General features: G+C 76.2%; 22 protein-coding genes. 10 read left to right on the plus strand and 12 right to left on the minus strand.

Annotation, left to right across the window (positions count from 1 at the left end; translation table 11 throughout):
• Positions 1-40: 40 nt before the first annotated feature.
• Positions 41-790 (plus strand): alanyl-tRNA editing protein, encoded by a 750-nt coding sequence (locus tag ACI78V_RS08215; protein ID WP_456850347.1) that lies wholly within the window; start codon positions 41-43, stop codon positions 788-790.
• A gap of 2 nt (positions 791-792) precedes the next feature.
• Here the strand turns inward: ACI78V_RS08215 and ACI78V_RS08220 are convergent, their stop codons facing one another.
• Complete coding sequence (locus ACI78V_RS08220) at positions 793-1,548, minus strand: DUF6308 family protein (RefSeq protein ID WP_456850348.1); 756 nt, start codon at positions 1,546-1,548, stop codon at positions 793-795.
• 136 nt (positions 1,549-1,684) lie between these two features.
• Here ACI78V_RS08220 and ACI78V_RS08225 point away from each other — a divergent pair, with 136 nt between their 5' ends.
• Positions 1,685-3,517, plus strand: a complete 1,833-nt coding sequence (locus ACI78V_RS08225) for an ExeM/NucH family extracellular endonuclease (RefSeq protein ID WP_456850349.1) — start codon at positions 1,685-1,687, stop codon at positions 3,515-3,517.
• On the opposite strand, the gene ACI78V_RS08230 is transcribed toward ACI78V_RS08225, so the two are convergent.
• The 4 genes from ACI78V_RS08230 to ACI78V_RS08245 are packed head-to-tail and all read right to left on the minus strand — an operon-like array spanning position 3,514 to position 8,205.
• Entirely contained in the window at positions 3,514-4,728 is a 1,215-nt protein-coding gene (locus tag ACI78V_RS08230) for an alkaline phosphatase (RefSeq protein ID WP_456850350.1), read from the minus strand. The two genes, ACI78V_RS08225 and ACI78V_RS08230, sit on opposite strands and share 4 nt — an antisense overlap.
• A 26-nt stretch (positions 4,729-4,754) precedes the next feature.
• Positions 4,755-5,792 carry a glutathione S-transferase family protein gene (locus tag ACI78V_RS08235; protein ID WP_456850351.1) on the minus strand — a complete coding sequence of 346 codons (1,038 nt, stop codon included), beginning with the start codon at positions 5,790-5,792 and terminating at the stop codon, positions 4,755-4,757.
• A 38-nt stretch (positions 5,793-5,830) separates the two neighbouring features.
• Positions 5,831-6,250 carry a DUF1810 domain-containing protein gene (locus ACI78V_RS08240; protein ID WP_456850352.1) on the minus strand — a complete coding sequence of 140 codons (420 nt, stop codon included), beginning with the start codon at positions 6,248-6,250 and terminating at the stop codon, positions 5,831-5,833.
• A complete protein-coding gene (locus ACI78V_RS08245) occupies positions 6,247-8,205 on the minus strand; it encodes a S9 family peptidase (RefSeq protein ID WP_456850353.1) in 1,959 nt (652 codons plus the stop codon). The genes ACI78V_RS08240 and ACI78V_RS08245 overlap by 4 nt, the downstream gene beginning before the upstream one ends.
• Positions 8,206-8,611: 406 nt before the next feature.
• On the opposite strand from ACI78V_RS08245, the gene ACI78V_RS08250 reads away from it, so the two are divergent.
• A complete protein-coding gene (locus ACI78V_RS08250) occupies positions 8,612-9,088 on the plus strand; it encodes a hypothetical protein (protein WP_456850354.1) in 477 nt (158 codons plus the stop codon).
• 24 nt (positions 9,089-9,112) lie between these two features.
• Here ACI78V_RS08250 and ACI78V_RS08255 read toward each other — a convergent pair whose 3' ends face one another.
• Entirely contained in the window at positions 9,113-10,543 is a 1,431-nt protein-coding gene (locus ACI78V_RS08255; RefSeq protein WP_456850355.1) for an amidase, read from the minus strand.
• A 141-nt stretch (positions 10,544-10,684) separates the two neighbouring features.
• Here ACI78V_RS08255 and ACI78V_RS08260 point away from each other — a divergent pair, with 141 nt between their 5' ends.
• Both ACI78V_RS08260 and ACI78V_RS08265 read left to right on the plus strand, forming a co-directional pair.
• Positions 10,685-11,659 (plus strand): helix-turn-helix transcriptional regulator, encoded by a 975-nt coding sequence (locus tag ACI78V_RS08260; protein ID WP_456850356.1) that lies wholly within the window; start codon positions 10,685-10,687, stop codon positions 11,657-11,659.
• A gap of 101 nt (positions 11,660-11,760) precedes the next feature.
• Positions 11,761-12,141 carry a YybH family protein gene (locus ACI78V_RS08265; protein ID WP_456850357.1) on the plus strand — a complete coding sequence of 127 codons (381 nt, stop codon included), beginning with the start codon at positions 11,761-11,763 and terminating at the stop codon, positions 12,139-12,141.
• A 49-nt stretch (positions 12,142-12,190) separates the two neighbouring features.
• Here ACI78V_RS08265 and ACI78V_RS08270 read toward each other — a convergent pair whose 3' ends face one another.
• Entirely contained in the window at positions 12,191-13,093 is a 903-nt protein-coding gene (locus tag ACI78V_RS08270) for an alpha/beta hydrolase (RefSeq protein WP_456850358.1), read from the minus strand.
• Between the two features lie 125 nt (positions 13,094-13,218).
• On the opposite strand from ACI78V_RS08270, the gene ACI78V_RS08275 reads away from it, so the two are divergent.
• Together ACI78V_RS08275 and ACI78V_RS08280 are read left to right on the plus strand one after the other, a co-directional pair.
• Entirely contained in the window at positions 13,219-14,118 is a 900-nt protein-coding gene (locus tag ACI78V_RS08275) for a helix-turn-helix domain-containing protein (RefSeq protein ID WP_456850359.1), read from the plus strand.
• 149 nt (positions 14,119-14,267) lie between these two features.
• Complete coding sequence (locus tag ACI78V_RS08280; protein ID WP_456850360.1) at positions 14,268-15,374, plus strand: class II histone deacetylase; 1,107 nt, start codon at positions 14,268-14,270, stop codon at positions 15,372-15,374.
• Between the two features lie 34 nt (positions 15,375-15,408).
• Here ACI78V_RS08280 and ACI78V_RS08285 read toward each other — a convergent pair whose 3' ends face one another.
• The 3 genes from ACI78V_RS08285 to ACI78V_RS08295 form a co-directional block, all read right to left on the minus strand.
• Positions 15,409-16,389: a helix-turn-helix transcriptional regulator gene (locus tag ACI78V_RS08285; RefSeq protein WP_456850361.1), complete on the minus strand. Its 981-nt coding sequence runs from the start codon at positions 16,387-16,389 to the stop codon at positions 15,409-15,411.
• A gap of 79 nt (positions 16,390-16,468) precedes the next feature.
• Positions 16,469-17,092 carry a hypothetical protein gene (locus ACI78V_RS08290; RefSeq protein ID WP_456850362.1) on the minus strand — a complete coding sequence of 208 codons (624 nt, stop codon included), beginning with the start codon at positions 17,090-17,092 and terminating at the stop codon, positions 16,469-16,471.
• 70 nt (positions 17,093-17,162) lie between these two features.
• On the minus strand, positions 17,163-18,239 hold the full coding sequence (locus ACI78V_RS08295) for a transglycosylase domain-containing protein (protein ID WP_456850363.1): 1,077 nt from the start codon (positions 18,237-18,239) through the stop codon (positions 17,163-17,165).
• Positions 18,240-18,331: 92 nt separating this feature from the next.
• On the opposite strand from ACI78V_RS08295, the gene ACI78V_RS08300 reads away from it, so the two are divergent.
• A complete protein-coding gene (locus tag ACI78V_RS08300) occupies positions 18,332-18,916 on the plus strand; it encodes a TIGR03086 family metal-binding protein (protein ID WP_456850364.1) in 585 nt (194 codons plus the stop codon).
• Between the two features lie 159 nt (positions 18,917-19,075).
• Positions 19,076-19,393: a DUF3303 domain-containing protein gene (locus ACI78V_RS08305; RefSeq protein ID WP_456850365.1), complete on the plus strand. Its 318-nt coding sequence runs from the start codon at positions 19,076-19,078 to the stop codon at positions 19,391-19,393.
• Positions 19,394-19,419: 26 nt separating this feature from the next.
• Here the strand turns inward: ACI78V_RS08305 and ACI78V_RS08310 are convergent, their stop codons facing one another.
• Together ACI78V_RS08310 and ACI78V_RS08315 are read right to left on the minus strand one after the other, a co-directional pair.
• A complete protein-coding gene (locus ACI78V_RS08310; protein ID WP_456850366.1) occupies positions 19,420-19,872 on the minus strand; it encodes a hypothetical protein in 453 nt (150 codons plus the stop codon).
• An 84-nt stretch (positions 19,873-19,956) separates the two neighbouring features.
• A complete protein-coding gene (locus tag ACI78V_RS08315; protein WP_456850367.1) occupies positions 19,957-21,036 on the minus strand; it encodes a WD40 repeat domain-containing protein in 1,080 nt (359 codons plus the stop codon).
• A 317-nt stretch (positions 21,037-21,353) separates the two neighbouring features.
• Between ACI78V_RS08315 and ACI78V_RS08320 the strand changes: the two genes are divergently transcribed.
• The coding region (locus tag ACI78V_RS08320; RefSeq protein WP_456850368.1) for a DUF4407 domain-containing protein at positions 21,354-22,224 on the plus strand (871 nt) is incomplete at its 3' end.

Genomic DNA, 22,224 nt, shown 5'->3' on the forward strand with positions numbered 1-22,224 from the left:
TCTCAGTAAGGCCTGGCGGTCGCCGCGACGAGGCGGCAGCATGCGCGGGGTGACCAGCGCGACCGACCGACACGGCCACACCCACCGGCTCGACCTCGCCGACGCGACCGTCCGCGAGTGGGACGCGACGGTGGTGGCGGCCGACCCGGAGCAGGGCATCGTCCTCGACCGCAGCGCCTTCTACCCGGGTGGCGGCGGCCAGCCACCGGACGAGGGCGTGCTGCTGTGGGGCGGGGTCCGCACCCGCATCGCCGGCACCCGCAGGGGCGACGAGCTCTACCTGGTCCCGGTCGAGGGCGACCCGCTGCCCCCACCGGGGACGGCGGTCCGCGGCGCGCTCGACGACGAGCGTCGCACCCGGCTGATGCGCACCCACTCGGGCCTGCACGTGCTCACCGGCGTGGTCTTCCGCGACTTCGGGGCGCTGGTCACCGGCGGCAACATGGAGCCGCTCACCGCCCGCATGGACTTCGACCTCGCCGAGGTCCCGGCCGACTTCAAGGAGCGGGTCGCCGAGGCGGTCAACGCCGAGATCGCCGCCGACCGGCGCATCGAGGTGAAGACCCTGCCGCGGGAGGAGGCGTTCGCGATCCCCGACATCATCCGGACGGCGACCAGCCTGCTGCCGCCGGACATCGAGGTGGTGCGGATCGTCGACATCGTCGGCCTGGACACCCAGGCCGACGGCGGCACGCACGTCGCGTCGACGGCCATGGTCGGCCGGGTGGAGGTGGTCAAGATGGAGAACAAGGGCCGCGGCTTCCGGCGCCTGCGCATCCGCATCGTCTGAGCTCAGCCCCGGCCGGCCCACTCCTCCGAGGAGCGGCCCAGCGCGACGGCGTGGGTCAGCCGCAGGCTGCCGCTGAGCCAGACCAGCACGTCGTGCAGCCGCAGACGGGCGATCGCCGTCCCGCCGAGCAGGGCGGCGACCGTCGCCTCCAGCCCGGCGAACCCCTCGGCGTTGGCGAGGAGCTCCCGGTGCACCACCGCCGCGACCCCGCTGTCGCCCTCCTCGACGTGCGGCCAGAACTGGCGCAGGGTCGTGCCGTCGAGCAGCGGGAACAGCTCCGGACGCCGGTGGTGCAGCGCGGCCGCGACGTAGGTCGACTCCCGCACCGAGCCCAGCCGCGACAGCGACCGGAGGGCCGCCCCCACGGTGCCGGGCTCGCCGAGCACCGAGAACTCCTCGGCCGGCAGCTCCCAGAACGCCCGGCCCGCGGCCCGCCCCGTCGCGGCGTCGGCCAGGTCGCGGACCTCGTCCAGCGCCCGGCGCACCGCCGCCCAGCCGTCGCGGGGGAGCCGGCCGTGCAGGCACTCGGCGGCCAGGAGGTCGTCCTCGCCGAGCGGGCCGGTGGCGGGCGGCCGGCCGTCGAAGCGGGCGAACCCGAAGGCGGCGACCTGCAGCCAGCGGCCCTGCGGGACGCTCGGTGACCGGAAGCGCAGCGGCCGCCGGCCACGGACGTACCCCAGGACGGCGGCGACGGCGACGTCGGACGGGATCGGCTCCGGCCCCGCGCTCGGCAGGTCGAGGGGGAGGCCGGCAGCCACCGCCCCAGCGTGGCGGATGGTGGCCCCCTCAGCCCCTCGACATGCCCGGCGCCGCACGCCGGCGACCGCCGGGCGGCAGGTCACCGCGAGGCCACCTACCGTGAGGACAGCGTCGTCCCGACGAGAGGAGCGCCCCGTGCTCCCGTCCCCCCGCCGTGCCGTCCTCGGCGCCGCCGTCCTCCTCGCCGCCCTCCCCGCCGCCGCCCGGCCCGCCGCCGCCGCGGTGGCCGACTGCTCGGCTCCCCCCACCCACGAGATCGGCGAGGTCCAGGGCCGCGGGGACACCACCCCGCTGGCCGGCCGGCAGGTCACCGTCTCCGGGGTCGTCGTCGGCGACCTGCCCGGCCTGTCCGGCTTCGTCGTCCAGGACCCGGACGGCGACGGCGACGACGCCACCTCCGACGGCGTCTTCGTGTTCAGCCCGGTCGACGTCGTCCTCGGCGACGTCGTGACGGTGGCCGGGGAGGCGCAGGAGTACCGCGACCAGACGCAGGTCAGCGCGCGCACCGGCGTCGCCGTCTGCGCCGAGGACGCCGCCCTGCCGGCCGCCGCCGTCCTCGACCTGCCCGCCGACGACGCGGCCCGGGAGCGCCTCGAGGGCGTGCTCGTCGAACCGGCCGACGTCCTGACCGTCAGCGAGGTCTTCGGCCTGACGAGTTTCGGGGAGCTGACCCTCGCCGAGGGCGGGGTGCTCGTGCAGCCCACCGAGGTCGCCCGCCCGGGCCCGGCCGCCGAGGCCGTGGCGGCGGAGAACGCCCGCCGGCGCATCGTGCTGGACGACGGGGTCGGTGCCCGGGTGGGCCCGACGACGCGCCCGTACCTGTCACCGGGGACGCCGGTGCGGGTCGGTGACGCGCTGACCCTCACCGAGCCGGTCGTCCTCGGTCAGGGCTTCGGCAGCTACCGGCTGCAGCCCGCCGACGGCACCGCCGAGGGGGTGTTCGCCCCGCAGGACACCCGCCCGGGCAGCCCGGACGACGTCGGCGGCGACGTGCGGATCGGTGCGTTCAACGTGCTCAACTACTTCCTCACCCGCAGCGGCCCCGACGCCCGCGGTGCGCGCACCGACGCCGAGTTCGAGGAGCAGGCCGCCAAGGTGGTCGCGGCCGTCGACGGCCTGGACGCCGACGTGGTCACCCTGCTGGAGGTCGAGGACACCGACTCCACCGGGTCCAGCCCCGGCGACGCCGACCGCGCCCTCGCCGACCTCACCGCGCGGCTGGGCGCGCGCACCGGCGAACCGTGGGCGTACGTGCCGCTGCCGGCCGAGCTGTACGGCGTCGACCGCGACGCCATCCGCAACGCGATCGTGTACCGCGCCGACGTGGTGACGCCGGTCGGCGACCCGGTCGGGCTGGTCGACGAGACGGTGTGGGGCAACGCCCGCGAGCCGGTGGCGCAGGCGTTCGGCCGGGGTGGGGAGACGCTCACCGTCGTCGCCAACCACCTCAAGTCCAAGCGCTCCGGCGACGACGCCACCGGTGACAACGCCGACGCCGGCGACGGCCAGGGTGCGTGGAACGGCGACCGGGTGCGGCAGGCGCGGTCGCTGGCGGCGTTCGTCGAGCGGCTCGGTGCCACCGACCCGGACGTCGTCGTCCTCGGCGACCTCAACGCCTACACGCAGGAGGACCCGGTGCAGGCGCTGCGCGACGCGGGTCTCACCGACCTCGGCGAGCGGTTCGACCCCGGCCGGTACAGCTACGTTTTCGACGGCCGGTCCGGCTCCCTGGACCACGCCCTGGCCACGCCGTCCCTCACCGCGCGGGTGACCGGGCTGACCCACTGGAACGTCAACGCCGTGGAGTCCTCGGCGTACCAGTACGACGGCGACCCCGCCCTGTACGCGCCGGACCCGTACCGCTCCAGCGACCACGACCCGCTGGTCCTCGGCGTCGACCTCGGCGCGGGTGCGGCCGGCGCCGCGGCACCGGGTCCGGCGAGCGGGGCGGCTCGGGGAGGCTGCTAGCCCAGCAGGGCGGCGCGCATGACCTCGTGCAGGTGCGTGTTCGGGTGGGTGCCGGTCAGCTCCTCGCTGCCCGGGCCCTCGGCGGTCACCGGCACCGGCTCGCCGGTGTGGCCCTCGGTGCTCCACCGCAGCCGGAACGCGCCGTCCCCGCCGGCCACCCGGAACGGGCCGTCGTCGCCGCCGCGGGAGGAGCCGCCGCGGGACGAGTCGCCGCCGGCGGACGACGTGGTCTCCTCGTCGACGGTCAGCCCGCCGGTCTCGTGGTCCCCGGTGACGACGAGCAGCGTGTCGGGGTGGGTGGCGACGAAGGCGCGGGCGACCTCGACCGCGTCGTCCAGCGAGCGCATCGCCTCCAGCAGCGACCGGCCGTCGTTGCCGTGGCCCGCGCTGTCGATGCCCTCCTCCTCGACGAAGAGGAAGAAGCCGTCCTCGTCCGCGGAGAGCACCTCCAGCGCGGCGCTGGTCATGGTCGCCAGCGACACCTCCGGCTCGCCGTCGCCGTAGAGCTCCTCGTCGGCGAACAGGCCGAGCAGCCGGTCGCCGTCGGCGTCGGCGAGCCCGTCGGCGTCGGTGACGTACCGGTAGCCGCCGTCCCGCGCCCGGTCGACGAGGTCGGCGTCCTCCCACGTCGCCGCGCCGCCCCCGAGGACGACGGTGGGGCGGGTGTCCTCCACGTACTGGCGGGCGATCTCCTCCTCCTCGTTGCGGTCCTCCACGGTGCTGAAGAACGCGGCGGGGGAGGCGTCGGTGACCTCCGCCGTCGTCACCAGCCCGGTGGCCTTCCCCGCCGCGGCCACCTCGGCGCCGAGCGTGGGCAGGGGGTCGCCGTCGAGGTCGACGCTGATCGCGCCGTTGTAGGTCTTCTGGCCGGTGGCCCACGCCGTGGCGGCCGCGGCCGAGTCGGTGACCCCGGAGTCGGCGGGGTCGGTGGTCTGCTCGCCGGTGACCGGCAGGGAGTCCATGGCCAGCCGGCCGTCGGCGCCCTCCTGGTCCAGCCGGCCGGCCTCGCGCTGGGCGGCGCCCATGCCGTCCCCACTGACCAGGATCACGCTGCGGCCGGGTGTGGCGCTGCCCGTCGGGCCGGCGCCGCCCGTCGGGTCGGCCCCGCTCGTCGGGCCGGCCTGGTCGGGGCCGGCGTCCGGCGCGCCGGCCTGGCAGGCCGGCAGGGCGAGGACGGCCAGGGCCAGGACGGCGGTCGCGCTGCGGCGCATGGGGGGATCGTGCCGGTCCGGGCGGCTCACCGGTGGCCGATGCCGCCCGGTCCGTGGTCGGCCGGGACCTCCTCGCCGTCGGCGACCGGCCCGGGCGGGGTGCCGTCGCCGAACGGGGAGCCGCCGAGCTCCTCGCGGCCGTGCGGGGTCAGCCAGTTCGCCGTGTCCGGGCCCTGGGGGATGACCCGGGTCGGGTTGATGTCGGCGTGGACGACGTAGTAGTGCTCCTTGATCTGCGGGAAGTCGATCGTGTCGCCGAAGCCCGGGGTCTGGAACAGGTCGCGCGCGTAGGCCCACAGCACCGGCATCTCCGACAGCTTCTGCCGGTTGCACTTGAAGTGGCCGTGGTAGACGGGGTCGAAGCGGGCCAGCGTGGTGAACAGCCGGACGTCGGCCTCGGTGACGGTGTCGCCCATCAGGTAGCGCCGGTCGGCCAGCCGCTCCGAGAGCCAGTCCAGCGTGGCGAACAGCCGGTCGTGGGCCTGGTCGTAGGCGGCCTGGTCGCCGGCGAAGCCGCACCGGTACACGCCGTTGTTGACCTCGGTGTAGACCCGCTGCATCACCTCGTCCATCTCGTCGCGCAGGGCCTCGGGGTAGAGGTCGGGGGCGCCGTCGCGGTGGAACGCCGTCCACTCGGTGGAGAGGTCCAGCGTCATCCGGGGGAAGTCGTTGGTGACCACCTGACCGGTCGGGACGTCGACCATCGCCGGCACGGTGATGCCGCGGTCGTAGTCGGGGAAGCGGGCGAGGAAGGCCTCCTGCAGCCGCTCGTAGCCCAGCACCGGGTCGCGGCCGCCGGGGTCGAGGTCGAAGGTCCAGCTGCGCTCGTCGTGGGTGGGCCCGCACATGCCCATCGAGATGACCTTCTCCAGGCCCAGCAGCCGGCGCACGATGACCGCCCGGTTGGCCCACGGGCAGGCGCGCGCCACGACCAGCCGGTAGCGGCCCGGCTCCACCGGCCAGCCGCCGGAGCCGTCGGCGGTGATCCGGTCGGTGATGTAGTCGGAGTCCCGCATGTACTCGCCGCCGGTGACGTAGCCCGACCCGCTGGTGTCCTCACTCACGCACCCCAGCGTGGTCGACCGCGCGCGGACTCGCGCGTTCACAGCCGGGTGAGTGTCGCCTCGTCCCGCTCGCCGCCGAAGAAGCGGTCCAGCACGGCACCGAACACCGCCGCCTCCGGCCCGGCCTGCTCGAACAGCGTCATGGACGAGCGGAGCTTCACCGCGTCGACCGGTCCCAGCACCCGGACGGCGTCGGTGGTGTCCAGGTCCAGCAGCGCCCGGGCGCAGTCGACCAGCCGCGGGCCGAGCACCGGGTGGTCGAGGTAGGCTCGGGCCTCGGGCAGGCCGGAGACCGCGTAGTGCCGGGCGGTGGGGCTGCGGCCGAGCCCGGCGACCTGGGGGAAGACGAACCACATCCAGTGTCCGCGCTTGGCCCCGGCGCGCAGCTCGCGCAGCGCGGCCTCGTACACGCCGTCCTGGGCCTGCACGAACCGGTCGAGGGAGTGCGGGTCGCTCACCCCTCCAGGCTGACCGGCACGCCGTCGTCCGGCGACCCGATCAGCGCCGGCTCGCCGTCCGGTGACCGGCGGCCGTCCAGCGGGGCGGTGCCGTCCAGGGTGGCGGCGAGGAAGCCGAGCATCGTGCGGACCAGCAGCTTGCGGGAGTCCGCGCGCCGGAAGTCGTGGCCCTCGGCCGCCAGCTCCAGGTACTGGACCGGGCGGTCCATCGCCCGCAGCGCCGCGACGATCTGGTGCGCCTCGCCCAGCGGCACGTTCGTGTCGTGCTCGCCGTGGACGACCAGCAGCGGCACGTCGATCCGGTGCGCGGCCGCCAGGGGCGAGATGTCCTCGAGCAGGGGCCGGTCGTGCTCGGGGTGCCCGTACTTGGAGACCGCCGCGGCGGCGATCCAGGGCTCGCTGTCCCGGTAGAAGCTGAGCAGGTCGGACATGCCGCAGATGTCCACGCCGGCGGCGAAGACGCCGGGGGAGAAGGCCAGCGACGCCAGCGTCAGGTAGCCGCCGTAGGAGCGGCCGGTCACCGCGACCCGCTGGGGGTCGGCGATGCCGGCGTCCACCAGGTGCCGCGCGGCGGCGATGACGTCGGCGAACGCGTCGTAGCGGCCGTGCACGTCGTCGGCGTGCACGAACTCGCGGCCGAAGCCGGAGGACCCGCGGATGTTGGGGGCGAACACCGTGATCCCGGCCGCGGCCAGGGCCTGGTGCTCCGCGTGGAACGTGGGCCGCTCCTGGGCCTCGGGGCCGCCGTGCAGCCACAGCGCCGCCGGCCCGGGGGTCTTCAGCCGGCTCGGCGCCCGGTACAGCCAGCCGGTCAGGGGCAGCCCGTCCTGGCCGGAGAAGGTCTCCAGGGTCGGGACGACCAGCCGCCGCCTGGGCAGGGGCGGGGCCGAGGTCACCCGCGTCCAGGCGTGCGTGGTGGTGTCCAGGTGCCACAGCTCCCGCGGGCGGGTGGGGCCCTGGACGCCGAGCACCACGCTGCCGCCGTCGCGGCTGAGCACCGGGTCGGCGGCCACCAGGCCGGGGAGGCCGGTGATGGGGGTGCGCCCGCCGGTGGCGGTGTCCATCAGCTCCAGCTCGCTGCGGCCGGCGACGTTCCACACGAGCAGCAGCAGCCGGCCGGCGTCGTCGGCGTCGATGTCCTCCAGCTCGGCGTCGTCGCGGGCGGCGAGGGTCCGCGGCTCGCCCCGCCAGCCGTTGGGGCCGAACGGCAGCCCGATCAGCTGGCGGCGGGGCAGGCCGACGTCGGAGGCGAGGTAGACGTAGACCGGGCCGGAGTGGTCCTCCGGCGCCGGGCGGATCAGGGCCACGTCGGTGGACCCCGTCGCGCCCTGGGGCAGCACGCTGAGGTCCTGGTCGGTGAGCCGGTCGACGACGACGACGTACTGCTGGCCGCGCTGGCCGTCGCGGATGACGATGAACCGCTCCTCGAGCGAGACGTCGAGGACGTGGATCAGGTCGCCCTCCGCCAGCGGGTCGAGCCGGCCGGTCGCCGGGTCGGCGAGGTAGGCGCGGTTGGGCTGGCCCGCCGTCGCGCCCGGGAGGGTGACGACGAAGCGGTGGCCGCTGCGGGTCCAGGGGCCCAGCTCGGCGTGGGTCTCGGAGTCACCGGCGATGCGGCGGGCGTCGCTGCCGTCGGGGCGGACCACCCAGACCGCCGTCCGGACCCCGCCGTCGGTGGCCACCTCGCAGGTCAGCCAGCCGCTGTCGGCCGCCCACCGGACCGAGACCACCGGGTCGTCGGAGAGGTGGATCCGGCGGGCCGGCGGGGTGGTGCCGTCGAGCACGACGTCCTGGATCCACACCTGGGGGGTGCCGGAGCGGTCGCTGATGAACGCCACGCAGCGGGCGTCCGGGGTCATGTTGGGGCCCCAGCTGCCCCAGGCGTCGACCAGGTGGTCGGCGAGCGTCGCCGCGTCCTCCACCGTCGTCGTGCCCCGGTCCACGTCCGTCGTCACCCTGTCGTGCCCTCCTGCTGGTGGTTCCCCGTGCCGCGCCCACGGTACGACCGGGGCCGGGGACGGATGGTCAGCCATGCGGTGGGCCGCCACGCTGCCGCGGTGACACGGGGACGGCCGGCGCACGCACCCGCACCGGTACCCGGCCCGCCGGCGGTCGCCCGGGCGCTGCAGCCCGGCCAGGGTCGTGGTCCCAGCCGCCGACCGCACCGCCGCGCTGGACGAGCTGCGCGGCACCCGCGACGCGATGACCGGCACCCTGCTGCTGGCTCGGCGTACTCCTTGACGCGGACCGCGTACGCGCCGTCCACCCGCACGGTGCGGCGTGCCGTTCCCGTGGCTCGGGCGTGTCGCGCGACGCACCATGAGCCTGTCTCGTTTCGGAAGTGGGATGGGGTGGGCCCCCGTGCCTGACTGGATCACGGGCGTCGCGGCGATCGCCGCCCTCCTGGTCAGCGCCATCACCGCGCTGACGCAGTACCGACTCGGCCTCGAGCAGAAGGCCCTGGAGGTCAGGCAGACGGACCTCGCCCACCTGGGCCTCTCGGGGGGCGAACAGCGACATCCGGCACCCGGCGTGCCGCCGGCCCTGCAGTGGCGGGAGCAGGTGCTCGCCCTGCACGACCGCGGCCTGAGCCCGGAGGAGATCCGCTGGGTCATGTGCTGCGAGGCCGGCGGCGCGGCCTACGAGGAGCGCTACGGGATCATCGACGAGATCGTCGGCAACGTCCCCCGCGTGCCGCCGCCGGGGATGGTCGAGTCGCGCACCCGGGACGAGTCCCGCCGGCTGCCCCGGCCGGACGGTGCCATGCGCGCCACCGGGCACCGGCCGTTCGAGCCCGGCCCGCTCGGGCAGGAGATCCGGGGCGTCCGCGCCGGCTGAGGTCCGGCCGGGGGCGCGACCCCGCTACGACGCGACGACGGCGGGGCGGCGGTCGGCCCAGGGCAGCGCCTCCTCCAGCAGCGCCGCGATGCCGAGCAGGGTCTCCTCCGCGGCGTACCGGCCGACCACCTGGACGCCGACCGGCCAGCCCTCGGGTGACGGCGTGCCCGGCACCGAGATCGCGGGGGTGCCGGTCACGTTCGACCACGCGGTGAACGGGGCGAACGTGAAGATCCGGTCGTACCAGCCGCGGGCGTCCAGCGACGGGTCGTCGGCGTCCAGGTGGCCGAGCACGGTGTTGGGCGCGGCCGTGGTCGGGGTGAGCCAGACGTCGTAGCCGGTGAGGAACCGGGCGAGGGCGCGCGTGGTGGCGTTGAAGACCCGGTCGACGGCGTACATGTCCAGCGCGGTCAGCGTGGCGCCGTACTCCGCGCAGGCGAGGGTGGTGTGCTCCAGCACCTCGGTGGACAGCTCGACGCCCAGGGCCGCGGCGGCGCCGTACGCGCCGTCGGCGAGGAAGCTGCACCACGCCTTGAGGTTGGCGTCGTCGAAGGCGGCGACGTCGAACTCCGGTGCGGCCTCCTCGACGGTGTGGCCGGCGCGCTCCAGCGCCTCGGTGGCGGCGGCGACCGCCGCGACGCACGCGGGGTCGACCGGCGCCCCGTTGGGCGCCGTGGTGGAGACCGCGACCCGGAGCCGCCCCGCCGGCGGGCGCGCGGCGTCGAGGAACGTCGTCGCCGGGTCGGGCAGGAGGTAGCGGTCGCCGGGCTCGGCCCCGTGGACGGCGTCGAGCAGGGCGGCCGCGTCGCGCACCGTGCGGGTGACCGCGAACTCGATGCCGAGGCCCAGCAGCGGATCGGCGTAGTCGGGGGCGACGGTGGTCCGGCCGCGGCTGGGCTTGAGGCCGACCAGGCCCGAGGCGGCGGCGGGGATGCGGATCGACCCGCCGCCGTCGTTGGCGTGCGCGACCGGCACCGCGCGGGCGGCGACCAGGGCGGCCGACCCGCCGCTGGAGCCGCCGGGGGAGCGGGAGGTGTCCCACGGGTTGCGGGTCGGCCCGTTGGCGACCGACTCGGTGCTCGCGTTGAACCCGAACTCCGGGGTCGCGGTCAGCCCGAGCGCGGCGAGGCCGGCCTCGCGGAACCGGCGCATCAGCGCGGTGTCGTAGGGGTACGGGACGCCGGCGCCGAGCATCCGGCAGCCGGCCCGCTGCGGGATGCCCTCGGCGTGCAGCACGAGGTCCTTGACCGCGAACGGGACGCCGCGGAACGGCCCGGCCGCGTCGGCCTCCAGCGGCCGGTCGAACAGCTCCCCGACCAGCGCGTTCAGCTCGCCGTCCACCGACTCGACGGCCCGCCGCCCCGCGGCCTGCACCTCGGCGGCGGACACCTTGCCCGCGGCGACCAGCTCGGCCAGCCCGGTGGCGTCGTACTCGGTGTACTCGGAGACCTCCACGGCCCGCTCCTCGTCGGTCGGCGGGCCCGGCCGCCCGCGTTGACCGGCGATCCTCCGCACCCCGGGCGGTCCCCGCATCGGTCGAACTACCGACCGGCGGGGCTCTTCCGGTGCCGCGCGGGCCGTGCCACCCTGCCGCGCATGCGGTCTGCCCGGACCCCCGGTCGGCTGTCCGCCGCGCTGGCCGTCCGGGCGGCCGCCGAGGCCGCGGCGGCGGGCGAGCCGCTACCGGGCGCCGAGCGTGCGGAGACCGTGCTGACCGCGCTGCGGTCGCTGTCGACCTGCGCGGCCGCGGTGGAGTACTGGGACCCGGTGCGCGGCCGGCACGAGACGCTGGCCAGCTGCGGCTACGGCGCCGAGGCACTGGCGGCGCTGGAGTCCGTCTTCCACGAGGACCCGCTGTTCCCCGCCGTCCGCGACTCCGGGCGGCCGTTGCGGGTGTGCGACATCCCGCCGGCCGACCGCCGCGGGCCGGTGTTCGACCGCGTCATCCGGCCGGCGGGGTTCACCGACGGCGTGAGCGTGTGCCTGTCGGCCGGGGGCCGGTACGTCGGGGTGCTGCACGCGAGCACGGCCTCCGACGGGGTGGACGACGAGGCCGTCGCGTGGCTGCAGCTGCTCCGGGCGGACCTCACCGGCCTGGTCGACCCGCTGGCCGGGCTGGCCCCGCCCGGGGTCGGCGGCGACGCGGGCGTCCTGGCCTGGACGCCGGACGACGGGCGGGTGCTGGCGCTGACGCCGTCCGCCCGCCCGTCGCTGCTGGCCGACGGCGCGCTCGCCGCGCTGCTGCACCCCGCGGCCTGGCCGTCGCGGCTGGGCCGGCACCTGCTGGTGCTGCGCGGCGGCGCGCTGCTCGACGTCGAGGCGCGCCGGGCCGGGCCGTGGGTGGTGGTGGAGCACGGCCCGGGGGTGCCGCCGGCCGGGTTGTCCCTGCGCGAGCTCGAGGTGCTCAGCGGGCTGGCGGCGGGGGAGACCAACCGGATGGTGGCGCGGTCGCTGGGGGTCACCGAACGGACCGTCGGCACCCACGTGGAGCACCTGCTGACCAAGCTCGGCGCCGGCAACCGGGCCGCCGCGGCCGCGTTCGCCGTCGGCGTGGGGCTGGTACGGCTGTAGGGCCGGGCCCCTGCCGGCCGCCTCGGACCGGGGTCGGAGGTCCCTGTCGGTCGGGGGTGGCCGGCTCGACGCTGGGCCCCTCACCGTCGAGGAGGGACGCCATGAGCCGCAGTGACATCGACGCCCTGAACGCCACCTTCGTCAAGGCCATGGAGGCCGGCGACGCCGCGATGATGGCCTCGGTCTACGCCCCCGACGCGCGGCTGCTGCCACCCGGGTCGCCGGTGGTCGAGGGCTCGGCCGCGATCGAGCAGTTCTGGCGCGGCCTGCTCGAGCAGGGGCCCCTGGGCGGCGCCCTGAAGACGGTGTCGCTGGAGGAGCTGGGGGACGTCGCGGTCGAGGAGGGCCAGTACGAGATGCGTGCGGGCGGGACCGTCGTGGACGTGGGCAAGTACGTCGTCGTCCACCGGCGGCAGCCCGACGGCTCGTGGAAGTGGGCCCGGGACATCTTCAACTCCGACCAGGCGACCGTGGCGTCCTGACCGCCGGCCGGCTCCCGGCGGGTGGGTGCCGCCGGGGCCGGCCGCGTGCTCAGCCCAGGTACTGCTGGAACCAGCGCAGCTGGGCGGGGGCCGACCGCTGGAACGAGTCGCCGACGTAGGCGTCGAAGTGCCCGACCGGCAGCACCAGCAGCTCCTTGGGGTGGCGGGCCCGCTCGTAGTACTCCAGCGTCAGGTCCGCGACGGTCAGGTGGTCCTGCGCGGCCACGACCATCATCAGCGGGGTGGGCGCGATCTGGCCGATGTAGGCGCCCGGCTCGTACTCGGTGAACATCTCCACCGAGCGCAGGGTGACCTCGTTGCGCCAGGTGGTCGCGCGTTCGAGGACCGGGCCGAGGAAGAAGTCGTGGCTGTCCTCGGTGGGCAGCGCGCACGGCTCGTCGGGCTCCTTCTCCCAGGCGACCTGGATCATCGCCGGGTCCTGGCCGGCGTACCGGGCGGCGCGGTCGGCGTCGAACATCTGCCGCAGCCCGGCGAAGGCGTCGGCACGGATCAGCCGGCGGGCGTTGGCCAGCCCACTGACCAGCGGCACCTGCGAGACGACGGCCCGCACCCGCCGGTCCAGGGCGGCCACGACGAGCACGTGCCCGCCGCTGTAGCTGGAGCCCCACACGCCGATCCGGTCGGGGTCGCACCACGGCTGGGTCTGCGCCCAGGTGATCGCCGTCCGGTAGTCGCGGATCTGCTGCCACGGGTCCAGCTCGCCGCGGGGCGTGCCGTCGCTGGCGCCCAGGTTGCGGTTGTCGTAGACCAGCACGCCCAAGCCACCGGCGGCGAAGTGCTCGGCGAAGTCGTCCAGGTACATCTCCTTGGTGGCGGAGAAGCCGTGCGCCATGACGACCAGCGGAGCCCGGCCGTCGGTGCCGTCGGGGGAGTAGTGCCACCCGCGCAGGGTGACGCCGTCCTCGGTCGCGAACTCGATGTCCTCTCGCATGCACCCGACGGTGCTCCGGCCGCGCGGCCGGCGTCGTGACGATGCCTGCAGGACTGCCCGCGATCCCCGCAGGTCTTGCCGCCGGTGGGCCCCGCGGGGTTGGCTGCGCGGCGGGGAGGTCCGCGATGACGCTGGTCGCCGAACGGTGGGACGCCGCCGACGTGCCCGCCGCCGACCGGGACGACGCCTTCCGCGAGGTCGTCAGCGCCACGCACCTGCCGTGGTCGCTGGAGGCCGGTGACGACCCGGTCCCCGGCCCGGCCGGGCTCACCCGCTACCGGTTCGGTGACGTGACGCTGGTCGACTGCCACTGCGGCCCGTGCGCCGGCTCCCGTGGCCGGTCCCAGCTGGCGGCGACGGACGACGACGTCGTCGGGGTGCTGTTCGTGCGGTCGGGGCTGGAGCAGGTGGAGGTCGGCGGCGCGCGGGTGGTGCTCGGCCCCGGGTCGGCGCTGCTGTGGCGGGCCGACGAGCCGGCGCGTTTCCGGGTGCCGGGCCGGCTGCACAAGTGGACGCTGCTGGTGCCGTCGTCCCGGCTGCCCGGTGCCCGCAGCGGCCTGCTGGACCCGGCGGCCGCGGGCGTGCTCACCGCACTCCTCGGGACGACCCTGGCCACGGCCGGGTCGCTGGACGGGCGGCTGGGCCGGGCGGTGGCCGACGCGGCGGTGGGCCTGCTGGCCGGAGCCCTCGCGCCGGCGCCGGACGACGCGGCCTGGGCGAGGGTCACCGCCCACGTCGAGGCGCACCTGCGCGACCCGTCCCTGACCCCGGCGGCGATCGCGGCCGGCGCCTACCTGTCGCAGCGGTCGCTGTACGCGCTGTTCGCCGCCCGCGGGCTGACGCCGGCCGGGTACGTGCGCCGGCGCCGCCTGGAGGGTGCGGCGCGCGAGCTGGCCCGGCGGGGGACGGCCGTGACCGTGGCCGCGGTCGCGCACGGCTGGGGCTTCCGCGACTCGGCCACCTTCGGCCGCGGCTTCCGCGCCGCGTTCGGCCGGACGCCGGACGCAGTGCGGCGGGGACTCTAGGACCGCGGCCGACGTCCTCGACGTCGACGGAGGTGCCGCCGCCCCCGTCCGCCCGGCGGGGGGCATGGGCAGAAGCGCCCATTGAGCCGCCGCGCCGTCCCCGGTTCCCTGCCCGCAGGGGAACAGGCCCCGCTGGGAGGAGGACGGCGATGGCGACCGGCGCACTGTGGGACGAGAAGTACATGTGGTGGGACACCCGCTCGGCGGGCGCGTTCATCCCCGCCGGTGGCTGGATCGAGCCGGACGAGCACGCCGAGAACCCCCGCACCAAGCGCCGGCTGAAGAACCTCCTCGACGCCTCCGGTCTCTCCAAGCAGCTGCAGTGGCTCGACGCCCGACAGGCCACCGTCGAGGAGGTCTGCCGGGTGCACGAGGAGGGGTACGTGCAGCGGATGAAGGAGCTGTCCGACTCCGGCGGCGGCGACGCCGGGGAGCTGGTGCCGTTCGGCCCGGGCGGCTACGAGATCGCGATGCTCGCCGCCGGCGGTGCGATCGTCGCCGCCGAGGCGGTGCACACCCGGGCGGTCGACAACGCGTACGCGCTGATCCGCCCGCCCGGCCACCACGCCGAGCGCGACCGCGGCCGCGGGTTCTGCATGTTCTCCAACGTGGCGATCGCCGCCCGCCACCTGCAGGCGGTGCACGGGGTGCGGCGGATCGCGGTGGTCGACTGGGACGTCCACCACGGCAACGGCACCCAGCAGGCCTTCTACGGCGAGGCCGAGGTGCTGACGATCTCCCTGCACCAGGACTCCTACTACCCGCACGAGAGCGGCGCCGGCGACGAGACCGGCGAGGGGCCGGGCGCCGGCGCGAACATCAACGTCCCGCTGCCTCCGGGCACCGGCGTCGGCGGCTACCTCTACGCCGTCGAGACGATCGTGCTGCCCGCGCTGCGCCGCTTCGCCCCGGAGTTCGTGTTCGTCGCCTCCGGCTTCGACAGCAGCGCGCTGGACCCGCTGGGCCGGCAGATGCTGCACTCCGGTGCCTACCGCGACATGACCCGGATGATCGGCGAGGTCGCGGCCGAGACGGCCGGCGGGCGGCTGCTGATCGTGCACGAGGGCGGCTACTCCGCGGCGTACGTGCCCTTCTGCGGGCTGGCCACCATCGAGCAGCTCAGCGGCGTCCGCACCGAGGTCGAGGACCCGTTCCTGGACTTCCTGTCGGCGATCGGCGGCATGGACCTCCAGCCGCACCAGAAGGACGTCGTGGACGCGCTGCGTCCCCTGGTCGACGGGGTGCCCGCGGCCTGACGGTGGGGTGACCGGCCGCCGTCGGTGCGGCCGGTCACCCGCCGGGCAGCAGCCGCCAGCCCTCGCGGACCGCCCGGGCCGCGGCCGCCGCCCGGCTGGGGGCGCCGCACTTGGCCAGCACGTGCTCGACGTGGTGGGCGGCGGTCCGCTCGCTGATGCCCAGCCGGCGGGCGAGGCCGTGGTTGGACAGCCCCTCGGCGAGCAGGGTGAGCACCTGCAGTTCGCGGGAGGACAGCCCGTGCGGCGGGTCGCCGGGCCGGCCGACGACGAGCGTGCCGCCGGCCACCGCCACCAGCCGCACGCGGTACCACCCGTCGGGGCCGTGCCAGGACCACGCGCCGTCCCCGCCGTTCCCGCCGTCCAGGCGCCGGGCCAGGACGGCGGCCAGCAGGTGCGGGTCGTCCGACAACAGGGGAGCGCGGCCGGGCAGGGTGAGCAGCCGCCCGTCGGGTGAGACCACGGAGGCGGCGGCGTCGTCCGGGGCGAGGGCCGCCGCGAGCACGCTCAGCCGGCGGGTGTGGTCGACAGCGGCCGCGAGCACGGGCGCCGCGTGGTGCAGCGCGGCGACGACGTCCGGGGTCGGCGCCCCCTCGACGGTCGTGCTCACGTGCAGGTCGCCGGTCCAGCGGCCGTCCCGGGTGACCAACCGGGCGGTGGCGCCGCCGCAGAAGCCGGCCGGGAGGAACACGTCGCGGACCGACGGCGTGGAGGTGTAGCCCTCGACGTCCCGCCAGCACCGCGCGCGGCGGCTGGGGTCGGTGGCCAGGAGCCGGTAGCCGACGTCGTCCACCAGGAAGCGCGGACCGCTGAGGTGGGCCAGCACCGGCGCGGGGTAGCCGGTCGCGGCCAGGGGGCTGGACTCCCCGGAGAGCGGGTCGCGGGCGTCGAGCGCGGCGGCGGCGACGTCCGGCCGGCCGGCCAGCTCGTGCAGCACGTCGTCGGCGGCGGCCTCGGGGGCCGCCGCCGACGACGCTGCCGAGGCCAGCTGGAGCGCGAGGGCCAGTGCATCCGGCACGGGCGCCAGCGTGGCGGGTGGGCCGGTCCGGCGGAAGGGGCGAGCTGCGCGGGTCCTGGTCGAGTCTCCCTCGGGGGTGTCAGACGGTCTCGGGCACCCGCAGGTGGGCGAGGGCGAGGTCCATCTCGGCGACGTCGACGATCTGGGCGCCCATGGCGCGGGCGAACTGCTCGCGCAGCGACCGCGCGTGCCGGCGGACCAGCCCGAGGGCCTCGCGGCTCTCGAAGCTGGTGACGCTGACCGTCCGGCCCTGGCGCCGGTCGACCAGCATGCTGACGCTGCAGAAGCCGGGCAGCTCCTGGAGCTTGGGCATCAGGTTGATCCGGTAGGCGTCGAGCAGGTCGTCGACGTGGTTGTTCGGGAGGCGAGCCCAGGTGACCTGCGCGCCGGCGCCGTCCCCGGCCGGGCGGTCCCGGTGCAGGATGGCGATCTCCCACTGGTGCACGTCGGCGGAGTGACCGCCGACGGCCTGCAGGAGGCGCTCCTGGACGGCGCGGTCCTCCTCGGCGGTGGCGCGCATGGCCTGCTCGTCGACCCACGCGGTCGCGGCGATGCAGCGGCCGCCGTCGTGGTCGGCGAGCACGGAGAGGCCGACGCACCCCTCGGCCTGCTGGACGCGCGGCAGCACCTCCTCGCGCAGGTAGGTGACGCCCTTCTCGATGTCGTCCGGGTTGCCCCGGATGCTGGTGGATCGCGCGTACAAGCGGTCGCTCCTCCCGCTGGCGGCTGTGACGGCGCTCACCCTCCCGCGCGCCGATCCGGGCGGCAAGCGGTCAGGCGGTGCCCTCCGCGGCGATCAGGTCGGCGACCTCCTCGGGCCGGGTCGAGCAGTCGTCGTCCGAGGCCGGCTGGTCGGCGGCGAGGCCGGTCACGCCGGCGTCCTCGACCGGCTGGAAGCCCAGCCGCTCGATGTGCCGGGGCACCCGGGTCTGCGCGTTGACCACGTGCGAGCGGGACAGCCAGCCCAGGCCGTCCTCGACGTCGAAGTCGAGGCCGCCGCCGGGGGCGCGCTGGACGTGCCCGGGGGAGGGGAGCAGCCCGACGAGCTGGACGGCCTCGGGCACGGGGAGGTCCTGCGGCGGGGAGTCGAAGTAGTACCAACTGGCCGCGCAGACGCCGTAGACCGTCGGCCCGAACTGGGCGTAGTTGACGTAGAGCTCGAGCATCCGGCGGTCGTCGATCACCAGCGCGAGCTCCGCGGACAGGCCCGCCTCGACCACCTTGCGCCAGGCGCTCAGTTCCTGGTTGAGGAAGAGGTTCTTGGCGACCTGCTGCGGGATGGTGGAGCCCGAGGGGTCCTCCTCGCCGGCCATGTGCGCCCGGGCGCGGGCCATGAGCTCGTCCCAGTCGAAGGCGCCGGAGCGGTAGGGGAGCTGGGCGTCCTCGTGCGCGATGACCGCGGCGAGGAAGTTGCGGGAGACGTGCTCGACCGGCACGGACTGCTGGACCACGTCGCCGGGGTTGGCGGCCATGAACGCGGTGGTCGGGGGGTCGACCCAGCGCAGCGCCAGCATCACCAGCGCCTGGACGACGACGAGGACGGCGAGCACCCGGGTGGTGCGGCGGACCAGCCTGCGGCGGGGCCGGGACGACCGGTGGGGACGCTCCGGTCGGCCGCCCGGTGCCGGGCGGTCGCGGCGCGCCGGGGAGTCGCGGCGCCACGGCCGGCGGGCGGGGCGCTCGGCCTCGGGGTCGGGCGGGTACGGGCCGGGCGCGTAGGGGTCGGCCGACGCGTACGGGTCGAACGCCGCGGCGTCGTCCCAGTGGACGGGCGGGTCGTCATGGTGCCGGGAACGCCCGAGGCGGGGGAAGCGTGCGGTGGGCCGGCGGTCCGGCGGGACGTGGGCCATGGCGCGGTGCTCTCCCTGGTCGACGAACCGTCATGGTACGGCTACCGACGGTGCGGCCGGTGAATCCGGCGGCGCCGCGCGGTCTCCCGTGCATGCAGACGACGCAGCTCGACCTCGGTCCCCAGGCAGAGGTGCTCGAGCGGGTGGTGGCGGGCGTTCGCGACGACCAGCTGGCGGCGCCCACCCCGTGCGCGGACTTCTCGGTGGCCACCCTGCTCGACCACGTCGCCGGCCTCGCCGTGGGGCTGCGGCTGTCGGCCGAGAAGAGACCGGACCCGTCACCGCCGCAGCCCTCCGCCGACCACCTCCCGCCGCAGTGGCGCACGGTCATCCCGGCCGAGCTCGACGCGCTGGTCGCCGCGTGGCGCCGGCCGGAGGCGTGGGAGGGCGAGACCGCGGCGGGCGGCGTGAGCATGCCGGCCGCCGGGATCGGCCTGGTGACCGCCGACGAGGTCCTGGTGCACGGCTGGGACCTCGCGGTCGCGACGGGTCAGGAGTTCGCGGCCGACCCGGCGGCGGTGGAGGCGGCGACGGCGTTCGCGGCCCAGGTGGCCGCCGGGCCGGCGGTGCCGGGGCTGTTCGGCCCGCGGGTGGCCGTGCCCGACGACGCCCCGCCGCTGCACCGGCTGCTGGCCCTCACCGGCCGCGACCCGGACTGGCGCCCGCCCCGTGGCTGACGCTGGGTGACCGTCGGTGGCGGTGGACGAGGACGCGCGGGTGCGGTGCGGAGCCGTCGTCCACCGGGTTCACGTCCGTCCGCGCCCGTGGCACGGTGGCTGCACCGTGACCACGGCAGGGTCGCGCGAGTGGCCCTCCCGGGACGCAGGAGGGACGCGATGGGCCAGATGTACCTGCACCGTTTCGTCTACCGCGACGGCGTGAGCAAGGCGGAGGTCGACGCCGCGTGGGCGGAGGCGTTCCGGGCGTTCGCGAAGTCAGGCAACTGGGGTGGGGTCGAGAGCGGGGTGACCCATCACAAGACGTGGGGCACGAGCTGGGGCGGCTACATCCTCGTCGAGGTGGACGATCCGGAGGCGCTCACCCGCTACCAGACGCACCACCTGCAGAACTACGGGCACGCGGTGCACATCACGCTGGAGCCGGTCTACGACATGGACGCGGCGTTCGCGGACGTGGTGGCCGGCGCCGGCTGAGCCGGCCGCAGGCCGCCGCCGAGCGGTCAGGCCACGGGCTGCGGGGTGGGCGCCGGGGCGGTGGCCCGGCGGCGGCCGAGCCACGTGTCGGCCAGCCGGACGGTGAGCAGGGGCAGCAGCGCGATCGTCCCGAAGACGGCGGCCCCGGCGGCGACCGTCCCCAGCCACTGGGCCGCACCGAACCCGGCGGTGCTGCCGATCTCCGCGCTCGCCACCCCGACGGCCGGTACGCAGAGGAACAGCGCTCCGGCGGCGGGCAGCAGCCACCGCAGGCGGTGCGTGGTGAGGCCCGCGACCAGACCGCCCGGCACCGCCACCGCCGCGTACAGCAGCAGGATGAACGCCGTCCCGCTCCACGAGAACGACGGCGACCCGCCACCGGCGAGGGTCACGAGCGCCATGAGCGCCCGGGACACCGCCCCGAGCACCACCCCGGCGACCAGTGCCGCGAGCACCCCGAGACCCGCCCTGGCGACCACTCCACGTCCTCCCCGCTGTTGCGACGGCGGCGGGACCGTACCGGCCGCGCGCCGCCGAGGGGAGGCGTTCCGGCGCCGCGCCGATCAGCCCACGACGAAGGCGGTGGACTGAGGCCCGTCGTCGTCGAGGCATGCGCCGGTGACGACGAGATCCCCGCTGTCGCCGAGGGGCGCGATCGCGCCGAAGACGCCGGTGCCGGCGCACAGCGTCACGGTGCCGATGCGCTCGCCGCCCACCAGGTCGACGGTGACCAGCTCGGCGGTGAAGGACAGGTCGGCGAGCGGCACGGAGGCGAGCCGGCCGTCCGGTGAGATGGCGAGGTCGAGGGCGGTGTCGCCGGCGCCGTCGAAGTCCACCACCGTGCGCAGCTCGCCGCCGGCCACGGTGACCAGCTGCCCGACGGCGCGGGCCTCGCCGAGGTGGAGGGCGACGACGGCGGTGCCGTCCGCGGTGACCTGCAGTGCGGTCGCGGTGCTACCCCGCTCGGGCACCAGCTCGACCGGCTCGCCGACCGGTCGCACCTCCCGGTCGAGGAGCACGAGCAGGGCGCCGGGGCCACCCGCCGGACGGTCCGCGGTCACGAGAGCGGCCAGGCCGCCGTCCGGCGTCGCGGCGAGGTGGGTGACCGGTCCGGGTGCCGCGCCCGTGCCGGTCACCGCCCCGGTGGCGACGTCCACGGCGGTGATCGTGGTGTCGCGGGCGGCGTAGAGGGTGCGGCCGTCGGGGGACAGGGCGACGGCGGTCGGCGCAGCGCCGAGGTCCCACGGGACGGCAGTGACTTCCGCGGTGCCCGGCGGGACGTGGGTGAGCTCGTCGTCGGCGACGAGCACGGTGCCGTCGGGCGCGACGGCGAGCTGGGCGGTGGAGTCGACGGCCGGGATCGCGCGGACGTCGGTGGTCGCGCCGGCGTCGTCGAGGGCCAACTGGAGCAGCCAGCTCTGCGGGGCGTCGTCCGCACCGAGGAGGGCGACCGGTACCCCGGCGGGGGAGGCGGCGAGGTCGTAGATGACGACGTCGGTGCCGACAGCGGCGTCCAGGTCGACGGTGTCGATGACGTCACTCCGGTCCGGCGCGGGCGAGGGGTCGCCGCGCTGTTCCTCGGTGCACCCGGCAGTGGTCAGCACCAGCGCGAGCAACGCGGCGGTGCGGCGGGCGGCGGGCATGTCGGCTCCGGGGTCGAACGGGCGCTGAGCGTCCGCCGCCGACGGTGGCGCGCGCAAGCCGAACCCACGAACCGGACCGCCCGCGCCGCTGAGCAGGCCCGCCGGGACGCGGTCCGCGGCTGAGGAGGCGCCCGTCAGGCCGTGGGATCGCAACGCCCGCGGCCATCGGCTGACAGCCGGGCGCGAACCCAGGCCTCGGCGATGAGGTCGCGACGCCGGTCACCGGCGAGACCGTTCCGTGATCGCTTCAGCCTGCCGATAGGGCACATGAGGCGGCGGTCAGACCACGAACCCCGTCGCCCGGGGAGTGCGTACGCATGGCACGACAGGGACGGATCGGCGACGGTCTGGCGGCGCTCGGTGGCGCTCGTCCCGACGTCCTGGAGGCGGCGCCCGGTGCGCGGCCCCGGTTCGTCGCGCTGGGTGGCGTCCTGCTCAGCACCGGTGGGCTGGCGGTCGTCTCGGCGGCGTTCGCGGTGCACATGGCGCTGGGCGTGTGGTGGCCGTTCGCGCTGCTGCTCGGCATCGGCTGGGGCGCGGTCGTGGTCAACCTCGACCGGATGCTGCTGGTCGGGATGGCGCACGACTCGTCGCTGAAGCGGAACCTGGCGCTCGCCGTCCCGCGGATCGGGCTGGCGCTGGTGCTCGGCGTCGTCGTCGCGACGCCGCTGACGCTGCAGATCTTCCACAAGGAGATCGACACCGAGATCGTCACGATGCAGGCCGAGGCCGCCGACGCCTACCGGACCGGTCTCGAGGAGGACGCGCGCTTCGCGGGCCTCCCGGCGTTGCAGGAGCGGATCGCCACCCAGGAGGCGATCGTCGCCAGCGGCGGGCTCAGCGACCCCGGCCTGGCCGGCGTGCACGACGAGGTCGCGGCGGCCCAAGCGGCCTACGACTCGGCGCTGGCCACCCAGCGGGAGCTCGAGGCCAAGGCGCAGTGCGAGCTCGACGGCACCTGCGGCACCGGCGACGCCGGGACGGGCACCGCGTACCTGCAGGCCCGGGCCGCGGCCGACGCGCAGGCCGGCGTCGTCGCCTCGACCCGCTCCGAGCTGGATGCGGCCGTGGGGGGGGGGGGGGGGGGGGGGGGGGGGGGGGGCGGGGGGGGGGGCGGGGGGGGGGGGGGGGGCGCGCCGGGGGGGGGGGGGGGGGCGGGGCCCGCGCGCCGGCCGCCGGCGGGCGCTG

The organism is Geodermatophilus sp. SYSU D00742, assembly GCF_054049935.1.